Here is a 13126-nt window from a genome sequence, read left to right on the forward strand (position 1 = left end):
GGCATAAGTAACTTTAAAAATACTATTTTTGAACAGTACCTTAAACTTTAAATAGTACCTTTAAATAATATGTTCAAACACTCATAAATTACATTCAAAATCAGCCCAATCAATAGCGAAGTTTTAAAAAAACCACGAACCAAACAAACGCTATAAAAATCAGTCCAAAAAAAAGCCCCACTCAAGGTGGGGCAAAGACAGAGTAAAGTATCATGTACTTCACAATTGAACGCTTAAAGAAAGCGCGTTTTATCAGATCACACGCGCTCAAAGACAGTAGCAATGCCCTGTCCCATACCGATACACATGGTGGCAAGACCCAACGTCGCATCCTTGTCTCGCATGACATTCAACAAGGTTGTTGAGATACGAGTACCAGAACAGCCTAAAGGATGACCAAGCGCAATCGCACCACCGTTTAAGTTTACCTTGTCATCAACTAGGTCAATCAGTTTTAGATCTTTCAGAACAGGAATAGATTGCGCGGCGAATGCTTCGTTTAATTCCACGATATCGATATCATCAATGGTTAAACCAGCACGTTTCAACGCTTTCTTCGTTGCAGGCACAGGTCCATAACCCATAATCGCTGGATCACAACCCGCTACACCCATACTACGAACTTTCGCAATTGGTGTTAAACCTAGCTCTTCTGCTTTTCTTGCAGACATCATCAACATAGCAGATGCACCATCAGACAAGGCGGACGATGTACCAGCAGTCACGGTTCCGACTTTCGGCATGAATACCGGTTTCAAAGCCGCAAGAGATTCCATTGTCGTTTCTGGACGAATCACTTCATCTACTTCTACGAGGATTTTATTGCCTTCCGCGTCATGGCCTTCAATCGAAACAAGTTCATTATTGAAGCGCCCTTGCAGTGTTGCTTCATAAGCGAGACGATGTGAACGTACCGCAAATTCATCTTGTGCTTCACGACTGACGCCATGCATTTTGCCGAGCATCTCAGCGGTGACACCCATCATCATGGATGCTTTTGCCATATGTTTAGACAAAGCTGGATTGACATCAACCCCATGCATCATGCCGACGTGTCCCATGTGTTCAACGCCACCAACAACAAAGACATCGCCTTGGCCTGTCATAATGGCTTGGGCTGCCGTATGAATCGCTGACATAGACGAGCCACATAAACGGTTAACCGTTTGCGCAGCACAGGTGATTGGTAAACCGCCCAACAAGGACACAGCACGAGCCATGTTAAAACCTTGCTCTAGTGTTTGGTTAACACAACCCCAGATCAAGTCTTCTACGTCTTTTGGGTCTACGTTCGGGTTACGCTTAAATAAGGCTTTAACCAAGCCTGCAGATAAATTCTCTGCACGTACATTGCGAAATACACCGTTTTTCGTTTTACCCATTGGTGAGCGAATTGCGTCGATAATGACGACATCATTTGGATTCAGTTTCATGTAAATTCTCCTCTAGCCTATGGGAAATTATGCGCCGTAATAAGTTTGGTTGTTTGTTGCCATGTCACGCATTTTCGCGGTTGGCTCGTACAACTTACCTAGATGGCTGTATTTGTCTGCAAGGTCACAAAATGCCTGCAGTCCCATTTGGTCTAGGTAATGCAAAGCACCACCAAGGTATGGAGGGAAACCAATACCATAGATCAATCCCATGTCAGCTTCGGCTACTGATGCGACAATATTTTCTTCTACACAACGAACCGTTTCGATGCAAAGCGGAATCATCATGCGAGCAATAATGTCTTCTTCTGTTAGTTCAGATTTAGACACGACAACAGGAGCAAGAATGTCATTAATCTCATCATTAAAAATTTTCTTCGGCTTGCCTCTACGATCTGGTTCATAAGTGTAGAAACCTTTGCCATTTTTCTGACCAAAACGCTCTAGTTCGAATAAACGATCAACGGCATTTTTGCCTTCATGTTTCATACGATCAGGAAAACCTTCCGCCATCACTTGATCGGCATGGAATGCCGTATCAACACCAACCACGTCTAACAAATACGCAGGGCCCATTGGCCAGCCGAATTTTTCCATGATTTTATCAACCACTTGAAAGTCCGCCCCTTCCTGCATCATCAAGGAGAAACCTGCAAAATAAGGGAACAAAACACGGTTTACAAGGAAACCTGGGCAGTCATTCACAACTACTGGTGTTTTCCCCATAGCTTGTGCATAGGCAACCGTTTTCGCAATCGCAGCGTCACTGGTTTTCTCACCACGAATAACTTCTACCAAAGGCATACGATGCACTGGGTTAAAGAAATGCATACCACAGAAGTTTTCAGGACGTTTTAGATCTTTTGCTAATTCTGTAATAGAAATAGTCGAGGTATTCGATGTTAAAATTGCATCGTCTGTGATCTTACTTTCTACTTCTGCAAGCACAGATTTTTTGATTTTGACGTTCTCAACAACAGCTTCAACGACTAGGTCAACATGTTCAAACTCGCCGTAGCTTAATGCCGGAACAATACCATTCATTGCTTTAAACGCTTTATCTGCGGTTAAACGACCACGTTCGATTTGACCATTAAACAATTTATTCGCTTCACTCAAACCAAGCTCTAACGCTTCTGGTCGAATGTCTTTCATGATGATAGGTGTACCTCGGGAAGCGGATTGATAAGCCACACCACCACCCATAATACCTGCACCCAATACAGCCGCTTGTTTCACTGGCGTTGCGTTTTTCGCGTATTTTCCAGCCGTTTTCTTAATTTGCTGATCGCTTAGGAATAAGTTGACCAAAGACTTGGCAACAGGGCCTTTCGCTAATTTAATAAACCCTTTAATTTCAGTATCAAGGGCTTTTTCCATGTCTTGGCTGATGCCCTTCTCAACCGTCTTAATCGCTAGCATTGGCGCAGGATAATGTTTGCCTGCTTTTGCACCAACGACACCACGAACCGATTCAAAAATCATCATCTTTTCAATAGGAGAAAACACCATTGGCGCACGCAATTCATCGCGGCGAGCATGATAATCTAGCTTGCCATCTAAGACTTGCTGAATAAGGTGACGGGCTGAGTCATTGACTTTCGCAGCAGGAACAACTGCATCAACCGCACCATCTTTAAAAGCGTCTGCGCTGCGCTTTTGAGCACCGCCACAAATCCACTCACAGGCATTATCAGGACCGATCAAACGAGGTAAACGCACACTGCCGCCCCAACCTGGATAAATACCAAGCTGAGTTTCAGGCAAACCAATTTTTGCTGAATCTGCCATTACTCGATAATCACAGGCTAAGCACAATTCCATACCGCCCCCCAAAGCGATACCGTTAATAGCAGCAACCGTTGGATAAGGTAGATCAGAAATCATGTTGAAAATAGCATGTGCATCACGAAGCTTATCCGCAAGTTCTTCGTCGTCCAGTTTGAACCACGAAGTAAACTCCGTAATATCAGCCCCTACAACAAAAACGTCTTTGGCACTCGCAAAAATCACGCCTTTAATATCGGCTGTATGTTTAAGTGTATCAACGGCTTTGGCGAGCTCACCTAATGTGAGACTATTAAATTTATTAACCGACTCGCCGACCAAATCCAGAGTGACTGTTGCCACACCTGCATCATCGACTGCAACCTTGACTGCTTGTCCTTCGAATATCATGCTGGTCTCCAATTATTTTTATTATGACAATGACGGTCATTCATTCTGCCACTGTCTGGTATTTGAAAATTCTGTTATCTATACAAAGCGGTCTAAAATCTAAAGACTCTTTTCTAGTTCTGGGACGGCTTCAAATAAATCTGCTACTAAACCATAATCGGCCACTTGAAAAATTGGTGCATCTTCGTCTTTATTAATAGCAACAATGACTTTTGAATCTTTCATGCCTGCTAAATGCTGAATCGCACCAGAAATACCGACTGCAATGTACAAATCAGGTGCAACCGTTTTACCTGTTTGACCTACTTGTAAATCGTTAGGCACAAAGCCTGCATCCACAGCAGCACGAGAAGCACCAATCGCAGCGCCTAACTTGTCTGCAACCCCTTCTAATAGTTTGAAGTTGTCACCATTCCCCATTCCTCGGCCACCTGAAATAATCACATTCGCCGCAGTCAGTTCTGGGCGATCTGATTCAGCCAATTGCTCTTTTACAAAGCGACTACGATCAGAAGCAATAACCTGAGAAAGTACTTCCCGTTCGGCACTACCGCCTTCTGTTGCTGCCGCATCAAAGCCCGTTGAACGAATAGTCATCACTTTCACTGCATCGGTTGTTTTTACCGTTGCGATGGCATTGCCCGCATAAATAGGACGCACGAATGTATCTGGTGATTCCACTTTGATGACATCAGATAACTGCGCCACATCTAACAAAGCAGCGATTCGTGGCAAGGTGTTCTTACCTGTTGTTGTTGCCGGTGCCAAAATGTGACCATATTCACTGGCAATTTCGACTACCAATTTAGAAACATTTTCTGCCAATTGGTGCTCATAAACGGCGTTGTCAGCAACCATAACTTTAGTGATACCAGCAACCAATGCCGCTTGTTCAACGACGGTTTGACATTCAAACCCCGCCACGAGCAAATGAACATCTGCATCAATTTGTATTGCAGCAGTTACGGTATTCAATGTCGCAGGCTTCAAAGACTTATTATCATGTTCTGCAATAATTAATACGCTCATGACACCACCTTCGCTTCATTTTTTAGTTTGTCTACTAACTCAGCAACCGAGCCTACTTTGATACCACCAGCTCGCTGTGGTGGAGGCGTAACAGAAACTATGCTGACGTTAGAACCAATTTCGACACCAAGATCCTCAGGCGTTTTCACATCCAATGGTTTTTTCTTGGCTTTCATAATATTTGGCAAAGAAGCGAAACGTGGCTCATTCAAACGCAAATCTGTGGTCACAACCGCTGGTAAAGTAATTGCCAAAGTTTGTAATCCACCGTCAATTTCACGGGTGACTTGAGCTTCACCATTTTCAACCACCACTTCCGATGCAAAAGTTGCTTGTGGGTAATCTAACAATGCCGCGACCATTTGACCGGTTTGGTTATTGTCAGAATCAATCGCTTGTTTACCCATGATAATTAAATCAGCGGCTTCTTCTTGGGCTACTTTCGCCAATAGCTTAGCAACAGAAAGAGAATCTAAACCGTCTTCCGTGTCTACTTGAATGGCTCGATCTGCACCTAAAGCTAATGCTGTTCGTAATGTTTCATGACATGTTTTAGAACCAACAGAAACTACAACCACTTCCGATGCCACACCTTTTTCTTTTAGGCGAATAGCTTCTTCTACTGCGATTTCACAGAAAGGGTTCATGGACATTTTTACGTTGGTAAGATCGACCGCTGTATGGTCTGCTTTGACGCGAACTTTAACGTTGTAGTCAATGACTCGCTTTACGGATACTAGGATTTTCATAAGTCCCTCATATTTATTATTTTCATACTACCTATAGTAGTTTGGGAATGATTTTCATCAATAACAAAAAAGCGCCAGTTAACTGACAAAAATATTCACGACAATAATTAATACGACAGTCATCATAAGAAAAAAACAAAAAAACCGTTACTCTGTACAAAGTAACGGTTAGATAAAAGACCATTTCAGTCTAAAAAATATGACTATTTATTACGGTTCAAGAAAGCAGCAAAAGCTTGATGCGCTTCTGATGAGCGCAAACGGTTTTTGAAAATATTCCCTTCACGCAACAATGCAGATTGAACATTCTCTTGAGTTCTAGCTTTCAATAACCCCTTACTTAAAGTAACAGCTTCAACAGGCAATACGGCAACTTTCTCTGCATAACGTAATGCCACCTGATAAGCCTCACCTTCTTCGCATAAGTGATTAACAAGCCCCATCTCATGAGCAGACTCCGCGTCTACAAAATCTCCCATCATTAATATTTCAAAGGCTTTTTGATGACCTATTAGATGAGGTAATAAATAACTAGAAGCGGCCTCAGGTACTAAACCTAATTGCACAAAAGGAAATTGCAACCGTGCCTCACGAGACGCCAAGACCAAATCACAATGAAGTAACATGGTTGCACCAACGCCTACCGCTTTCCCTTCCACACCCGCAACCAATGGTTTTGTATAACAGCTTAGCACCTGCAAGAAGTTCATAGTGACTTCCATCTTTTCAGGATTTTGGGCAATTTGTACAAATTCGTTTATGTCATTACCTGAAGAAAAATCACCACCAGCACCATGAATCAAGGTTGCTTTAATATCACTATTATTTTCTGCTCTATGCAATGCATCTGCTAAAGCTTGATACATATCTAGAGTAATGGCATTTTTCTTATCTACTCTATCTAGACACAAAATCTGCACACCGGACTCAATTCTTTCAGTAACAAAATCACTCATCACCAATACTCCTCTGACAGAAAAAAACGCACTAGAAACCTTAGTAAATCGCTCACCAATGAGCGATTTACTAGATAGAACTAGGCTTGCTCTTCTTCTCGCAAAGCTCGACGCAGTACTTTACCTACGTTGGTTTTTGGTAATTCCGTCCGAATCTCAACGTATTTAGGCACTTTATAAGCCGCTAAATTTTGCTTGCAATAAGCTCGTAACGTTTGAGTATCCAGCGTTTCAACTTCCGCTTTTAAAACAACAAAGGCTTTTACGGCTTCTCCCGCTTTATCATCGGCAACCCCAATGGCAGCAGATTCTAAAATATCAGGATGAGACGATAGGCAGTCTTCAACTTCTGTTGGGTAAACATTGAAACCAGATACAATAATCATATCTTTAGCGCGGTCAACGATTTGTAAATAACCATCTTCATGCATTACAGCAATATCACCGGTAATTAAGAAGCCATCCTCTGTCATCACTTCTCGGGTGGCTGCTTCTTGATTCCAATACCCCTTCATTACCTGTGGTCCACGCACACATAACATGCCAGATTCACCTTGTGGTAATGATTGACCATCTCGGCCCTGTATTTTGATCTCTGTTTCCGCAATAGGAACACCAATGGTTCCAATTTGCTCTTTACCAATTGGGTTAAATGACACAACAGGTGAAGTCTCAGTTAAACCATAACCTTCCACTACCACGCACCCTGTCACAGCCTGCCATTCTTCTGCAGCAGAATGGGTAAGTGGCATGCCACCAGAACAGGTTAATTTGAGACTAGAAAAATCCAATTCACGGAAATCTTTTCGATTACACAGGCCCACGAATAAAGTATTTAGACCAACAAAACCAGTAAACTTCCATTTTTTTAGCTCCTTAACAAAGCCTGGTAAATCTCTTGGATTAGGAATCAAAACACTGTGACCACCACGTTCTAACAGGGTTAAACCATGGATCAAAAAAGCATAAATATGGTAAAGAGGTAGAGGGGCAATATAGGTTTCAACACCTTCATCTATAATTGTTCTTAAACGAGAGCTCAATTGGAACATATTAGAAATCAGATTAGCATTAGTCAGCATGGCACCTTTTGCCACACCCGTTGTACCACCTGTATATTGCAAAACTACAATTTGCTCCGGTGTCGTTTTTACCTTCATAACAGCTTTACCGGCACCTTTTGCTAATACATCATTCAAACGTAATGCATTAGGTAAATGGTATTCAGGCACCATTTTTTTCACATACTTCACAACAGAGTTTACTAATAGCCGCTTCATTGGTGCATGGAAGTCAGCAATTTCAGTAACTATCACATGTTTAATTGACGTTTTAGCGAGGACTTTTTCAACATTATGAGCCATGTTAGCAAACACAACTAATGCCTTTACACCTGCATCATTAAACTGATGTTCAAGCTCTTTTGGAGTATATAAAGGGTTCGTGTTTACAACGATCAAACCTGCTTTCATAGCACCAAAAAGCACAACAGGATATTGAATAACATTAGGTAATTGAATCGCAATTCGGTCACCTGGAACCAAATCGGTTTCATTTTGGAAATAGGCTGCAAACTGATCGGACTTTTCACCTAACTCACGATAAGTTAGCGTACGCCCAACACTCGTAAAAGCAGGTTTATCATTATACTTCTCAACTGCTAAAGCCAATATATCAGTTAGCGATTGGTAACCAGCAGGGTTGAGTGACTCAGGTAAATAACTACCCGGTGCTTTCACGGCGCCTACATTATTATGAGTAGAGGTATCCATAGTCATAAAAAAGCTCCATTTGTTTTTTTTATTTAGGAGAATAAAAGTAAATACAAAAGCTCAACTACAAAAATAGCAGTTGAGCTTTAGAACAATTTATCGTCAAACTCAAACCCTACATAGGGAATATTTGAGTCAATTTAGTTGCTAACATAATATCTCCATCTGCACGAATTTTACCTTGCATGAAAGCGGCCATGCCATCTAATTCGCCACTCATTACTTCTTTTAATGTATCAAGATCCATGCTTAAGGTAACCGTTGGGTCATCATGTTCACCTTCGCCCATGTCACATTTCCCATCTGTAATACTTAAGTGATAGCTGTCAGCGTCGTCTAAGTCAAATTGAAACACTGCTTCCATGTCGTCCGCTTCATCTGCATCAAAACGACCAACCATAGATTCAAATACTGCTTTTGCTTCGCTCATAACTTTAACCCCTTTAATCTGTTTAAAATTGCATTCATCAATATTTAGGAACGTTTAAGAATTCAGAAACAAAAAGTTATCTTCATCCATTGATAATAGATTGTCAGCACCTGACAACATCGCTTCGGCATGCGCTTTCGTACGAGGCAATAAACGCTCATAGTAGAAAGTGGCTGTCTGCAGTTTTGCCGTGTAGAAGCCGACTTCGTCTGTGCCTTCTTCTAATTTCGTTTTCGCAACAACCGCCATACGCGCCCAGAAGTAAGCTAAAACAACGTAACCAGAGAACATGAGATAATCAACCGATGCCGCACCAACTTCGTCTTTGTTACGCATGGCTTTCATACCTACTTTCATGGTCAAGTCACCCCACTCGCTGTTTACCTTATCGAGTGCAGTCATATAAGATTTAAAGCGCTTATCGCCTTTATGTTCTTTACAGAATTTATGAATGATTTTAGTAAAGCGACGCAGAGTAGCACCTTGTGTCATTAGTACTTTACGACCCAATAAATCCAATGCTTGTATACCTGTCGTACCTTCATACAACATAGAAATACGACAATCTCGTACATTCTGCTCCATACCCCATTCTGCGATAAAGCCATGACCACCAAAAACTTGTAGCCCTTGGTTTGCAGACTCAAAACCTGTTTCCGTTAGGAAAGCTTTAGCAATGGGTGTCAATAAAGACATCAACTCATCAGCTTCCGCTTTTTCATCATCGCTTGCATGTTTCGTTGTATCCACCAGCATAGAACAGTAATGAATAAGCGCCCGACCACCTTCAGCAAAGGCCTTTTGAGTTAGCAACATACGACGAACATCAGGGTGAACAATAATGGGATCAGCTGCTTTTTCTGGTGCTTTCGGGCCAGACAATGAACGCATTTGTAGACGATCTTTAGCATAGGCCACTGAGTTTTGTAGAGCCCACTCTGCATGAGCAAGACCTTGTAGAGCCGTACCAATACGTGCGGTATTCATAAAGGTGAACATACAGTTCAAACCACGGTTTGGTGGCCCGATCAAAAAGCCTTTGGCGCCATCAAAGTTCATCACACAAGTGGCATTACCATGAATGCCCATTTTGTGTTCAATAGAACCACAGGACACCTCATTACGTTCCGCTTTTTCACCGGACGCATCAACACTGAATTTAGGCACGATGAAAAGCGAAATACCTTTCGTTCCAGCAGGCGCATCAGGCAGACGAGCCAAAACGATATGGACAATGTTTTCGGCCATGTCATGCTCACCAGCAGAAATAAAGATTTTCGTACCCGTAATCGCATAGCTGCCATCATCTTTCGGCTCAGCTTTGGTTTTCAACATACCTAAGTCTGTACCACAATGAGGCTCCGTCAAACACATGGTGCCAGTCCATTCACCTGATACTAGTTTGGTTAAGTAAGTATCTTTTTGCTCTTCTGTGCCGTGGATTTCAATAGTATTCATCGCCCCATGGCTCAAGCCCGGATACATTCCCCACGACCAGTTAGAGGTAGCAATCATCTCGGTTACCATCATACCTAGGGAGTCAGGTAAACCTTGTCCACCAACACTTTCAGGATGAGACAGAGATGGCCAACCGCCTTCAACATATTGCTGATAAGCTTCTTTGAATCCATCTGGAGTTGTTACTACACCGTCTTTAAACTGGCAACCTTGCTGGTCACCAATACGGTTTAGAGGGGAAAGTACACGCTCAGCAAATTTGGCACCTTCTTCTAGAATCGCTGTCACCATGTCTGGTGTTGCTTCTTCGGCACCTGGTAGCTTTGCGTAGTGCCCATGAATGTCTAAGACTTCTTCAGTGACAAACTTGATGTCGCGCAGTGGCGCTTTATATTCAGGCATGGCCTATGACCTCTTTATTGTTTTTGTTGTATGAGCTCCATAGAGGAACCCTTTCGATAGCAGAAAGGTTCCTCTATATGCGTCATTCTCTCAATAACAAAAGATGCCAAAGTTAATGACAAAATAAACCACACAGATTTACACGACACTTAATATAAAGGTAAAAACGGTATATTTTCCTAGAAAAAACGAAAGGCAGCTAGACGAAAAACATGAGACAGGCCTAAAAAAAAGACCAAAAGAAATGTACAAAAAACAGGAAATAAACTATCTACATTCTGAAATGTAAAAAATATTTTGAGAAGAGGTATGTTAGTAGAACATACCTCTTCTTAAAGTTAGAAAATGGAGCTTAGAATTGACTTTATTTCTCCTTAGCCCAATAAATATCAGTAATGACCATATAGGTAAACCCTGTTTCAGCCGAAGTTCTGTAAGCGCCCTTACCTTTTAACAAATAACAAGTAATCGACGTCATATCCCAGCCATCTGATTCATTACTGTGCCACTTATCTTTCTTCAGTAATTTATAATTATTCTCTTCACCGTATTCTTTGACTTTATGTATTTGATCTTTCACATTATCAAGAATCGCATCGTTAGCCCAAGACCAAACCCAGGTTTTGGTTTTCGTTGATAAAGAACCAACAAACTGTACCTTTGCAATAACAACAGGTCCATCATCATTAGAAAACACCAATGTGCCGTTTTTCTGATCCCAATCGAAGCGTTTATATTCTCCAATCTTATATTCGGAAACCAAAGACTTTTGTCTCTTAGACAAATAATCATGGGCAGTAATGACAAAATTCTTCCACTTAACCGATGGGGCATTAGGACCCAGCTCGAGAAAACTTAAAAGTGAATCAACAATTTTTTTCATAGTACCTCAATTCATTGCACTTAAATTTGTTATGCACAAATTCATCATACTTAAGTGAGTAATACTAGGCCAATCGTTTTCAACATCACCAATAATTTCTATTCGGCTGGTTTCCTGCCAGTTGGATTTCGTTAATGTCACTTCACCTCGGGAAACGTTCACAAATACCGCTTCTTCTGTGTTTATCTGAAACACACCTTTAACTCGATAAACCCCTTCAAATGAAGACATTTCTTCAATGGTAGAAGTTAAAGATTGTTCATCGAAGTAGCTTCCTATTTCCCAACGCCAACCCAAGACCTGCATTGTGTCTTGCTGTTTTTGGTAATACCAAGGAGATATAGTTTCATCATCTTTATGATTCGACTTTGAATGAGCACCATGGAAGTGATCAACATGAATATGAGTTGACGCTTTCTCTTTAACCAAAGCATCCCTAAGCCCAATATCCAAATCATCAAGGTCAAGCTGCATAGGCTTTGACATAAAAAGCTTAGGCTGATACACAGATACATCAGCAAAATAAGCTTCTAAACGATCAATATCTTCCTGTTGATATTTATCTACGTGACTCAGCACAATGCCGTTGGCTGACTCTATTTGATCCTTAAAAATAGCATGTTTAGTATAACGTTCATCTTGTAAATTACGGGCGTCCAAAACACAAAAAGCTCCGGTTAGTAACAAGACATCTTGATAAGAATTACTACGCAGCTTTTGAATAATTTGTTTAGGATGACCAAGACCTGATGGCTCAATAAAGATCCGATCCGGGTTATATTGACGAATCAGTTGATTCAAACCTTGCTGAAAGGCAGCTGATGTTGTGCAACACACACATCCACCAGGCACTTCTTTAATCGCTACGCCGGTTTCAGAATAAAAAGCACCATCTAATCCAATATCACCAAATTCATTGACCAATACAGCCCATCTTTCATGAATCGGTGCTTTCTCAAGTAACTGCCGAATCAAGGTGGTTTTCCCTGCGCCTAAAAACCCTGTAATTAATGTTACTTTTATACCTTGATAGCGCATGAAAAAAATCTCAACTATTTAAATTAAAATGTATAAGCCAATGACACACTTGTCACTGTATCTGTCTTCTCTTTCGTACTCAGCACTTCACTGTTATAAGTAATGCTGTAAGCGGCTTTCATGCTTAAGTCTCGACGGATTTTTGTACTAATTGCTGTTTCTGATTTTGTCTGGGTATTCTCATCAGACTCTAACGCCATTTCTGTACTAAGCGTCTGTGTAAACTTGGCTATCGGACTGATATTAAACAGATATTCCGCTTCAAGGTGAACAATCGCAGATTCCCCTTTCTCACCTTCATCCGTCTTATTAAAAGAATAACCCGGACCCGCACTGTAATCTAAGAAGGAATATTGGTTAGAGAAAAGCCTTGCAGAATAACCAACAGCAACCGTATTTTGGTACTCATAACCGCTTAAACGATCATCTGTGTGAGCCCCATAAACGAAGATGGAAGTATGTTCATCGCTTAATTTGTAATCGCTTTGAGCAGATAAAAATAACTTCTGCGCCGTGGTTTTTGTTTCACCATCGTATTCATTTTTTTTGTAGAGCGTATCGACCAAATACTTATTTTTCCAAGCTTGAAAATCTTGGTGAAGCCTAACCTTCCCCTTTAAAGAAGTGCTTTCCGTATTACCTGACGTAGCAATAATCCCTAACTCTAATTCAGCTTTGAATGGCTCTAATTGCTTCTGTGGTTCTTCTGCGTAAAGAGTCGGAATTGTTAGAGTTAAACCAGTGAGCGTCAGTAACTTGAGCATTTTCATTAGACTATCTTCCTTATTTCTATTTTAA

The 13126-nt window shown here is 41.3% G+C and carries 11 protein-coding genes; all 11 read right to left on the reverse strand.

The window, feature by feature from the left end; all coding sequences use genetic code 11:
- Positions 1–257: 257 nt before the first annotated feature.
- The gene (gene fadA, locus AC0L3Y_RS17270) at positions 258–1433 is read right to left on the reverse strand and encodes an acetyl-CoA C-acyltransferase FadA (RefSeq protein WP_473466872.1); all 1176 of its coding nucleotides are present in this window, start codon (positions 1431–1433) and stop codon (positions 258–260) included.
- Positions 1434–1460: 27 nt separating this feature from the next.
- Positions 1461–3611: a fatty acid oxidation complex subunit alpha FadB gene (gene fadB, locus AC0L3Y_RS17275; protein WP_473466874.1), complete on the reverse strand. Its 2151-nt coding sequence runs from the start codon at positions 3609–3611 to the stop codon at positions 1461–1463.
- Between the two features lie 99 nt (positions 3612–3710).
- Positions 3711–4640 (reverse strand): electron transfer flavoprotein subunit alpha/FixB family protein, encoded by a 930-nt coding sequence (locus AC0L3Y_RS17280; protein ID WP_473466876.1) that lies wholly within the window; start codon positions 4638–4640, stop codon positions 3711–3713.
- Positions 4637–5389, reverse strand: coding sequence for an electron transfer flavoprotein subunit beta/FixA family protein (locus tag AC0L3Y_RS17285; RefSeq protein ID WP_473466879.1), 753 nt, complete (start codon positions 5387–5389; stop codon positions 4637–4639). Before AC0L3Y_RS17285 ends, AC0L3Y_RS17280 begins: the two co-directional genes overlap by 4 nt.
- A 203-nt stretch (positions 5390–5592) precedes the next feature.
- Positions 5593–6345, reverse strand: a complete 753-nt coding sequence (locus AC0L3Y_RS17290) for an enoyl-CoA hydratase-related protein (protein ID WP_473466882.1) — start codon at positions 6343–6345, stop codon at positions 5593–5595.
- An 80-nt stretch (positions 6346–6425) separates the two neighbouring features.
- Positions 6426–8123 carry an AMP-binding protein gene (locus AC0L3Y_RS17295; protein WP_473466885.1) on the reverse strand — a complete coding sequence of 566 codons (1698 nt, stop codon included), beginning with the start codon at positions 8121–8123 and terminating at the stop codon, positions 6426–6428.
- 109 nt (positions 8124–8232) lie between these two features.
- Positions 8233–8547, reverse strand: a complete 315-nt coding sequence (locus AC0L3Y_RS17300; protein WP_473466888.1) for an SCP2 sterol-binding domain-containing protein — start codon at positions 8545–8547, stop codon at positions 8233–8235.
- A gap of 54 nt (positions 8548–8601) precedes the next feature.
- Complete coding sequence (locus AC0L3Y_RS17305) at positions 8602–10407, reverse strand: acyl-CoA dehydrogenase C-terminal domain-containing protein (RefSeq protein ID WP_473466891.1); 1806 nt, start codon at positions 10405–10407, stop codon at positions 8602–8604.
- A 364-nt stretch (positions 10408–10771) separates the two neighbouring features.
- Complete coding sequence (locus tag AC0L3Y_RS17310; RefSeq protein ID WP_473466893.1) at positions 10772–11290, reverse strand: DUF6882 domain-containing protein; 519 nt, start codon at positions 11288–11290, stop codon at positions 10772–10774.
- A gap of 6 nt (positions 11291–11296) precedes the next feature.
- Positions 11297–12328 (reverse strand): CobW family GTP-binding protein, encoded by a 1032-nt coding sequence (locus AC0L3Y_RS17315; protein ID WP_473466897.1) that lies wholly within the window; start codon positions 12326–12328, stop codon positions 11297–11299.
- A 23-nt stretch (positions 12329–12351) separates the two neighbouring features.
- Positions 12352–13098, reverse strand: a complete 747-nt coding sequence (locus AC0L3Y_RS17320) for a DUF481 domain-containing protein (protein ID WP_473466900.1) — start codon at positions 13096–13098, stop codon at positions 12352–12354.
- Positions 13099–13126 lie beyond the last annotated feature (28 nt).

The organism is Marinomonas sp. GJ51-14 (assembly GCF_055808695.1).

Coding starts and splice junctions, on each gene's coding strand:
- fadA (WP_473466872.1), bottom strand. CDS start 1,433: ATGAAACTGAATCCAAATGATGTCGTCATTATCGACGCAATTCGCTCA.
- fadB (WP_473466874.1), bottom strand. CDS start 3,611: ATGATATTCGAAGGACAAGCAGTCAAGGTTGCAGTCGATGATGCAGGT.
- AC0L3Y_RS17280 (WP_473466876.1), bottom strand. CDS start 4,640: ATGAGCGTATTAATTATTGCAGAACATGATAATAAGTCTTTGAAGCCT.
- AC0L3Y_RS17285 (WP_473466879.1), bottom strand. CDS start 5,389: ATGAAAATCCTAGTATCCGTAAAGCGAGTCATTGACTACAACGTTAAA.
- AC0L3Y_RS17290 (WP_473466882.1), bottom strand. CDS start 6,345: ATGAGTGATTTTGTTACTGAAAGAATTGAGTCCGGTGTGCAGATTTTG.
- AC0L3Y_RS17295 (WP_473466885.1), bottom strand. CDS start 8,123: ATGACTATGGATACCTCTACTCATAATAATGTAGGCGCCGTGAAAGCA.
- AC0L3Y_RS17300 (WP_473466888.1), bottom strand. CDS start 8,547: ATGAGCGAAGCAAAAGCAGTATTTGAATCTATGGTTGGTCGTTTTGAT.
- AC0L3Y_RS17305 (WP_473466891.1), bottom strand. CDS start 10,407: ATGCCTGAATATAAAGCGCCACTGCGCGACATCAAGTTTGTCACTGAA.
- AC0L3Y_RS17310 (WP_473466893.1), bottom strand. CDS start 11,290: ATGAAAAAAATTGTTGATTCACTTTTAAGTTTTCTCGAGCTGGGTCCT.
- AC0L3Y_RS17315 (WP_473466897.1), bottom strand. CDS start 12,328: ATGCGCTATCAAGGTATAAAAGTAACATTAATTACAGGGTTTTTAGGC.
- AC0L3Y_RS17320 (WP_473466900.1), bottom strand. CDS start 13,098: ATGAAAATGCTCAAGTTACTGACGCTCACTGGTTTAACTCTAACAATT.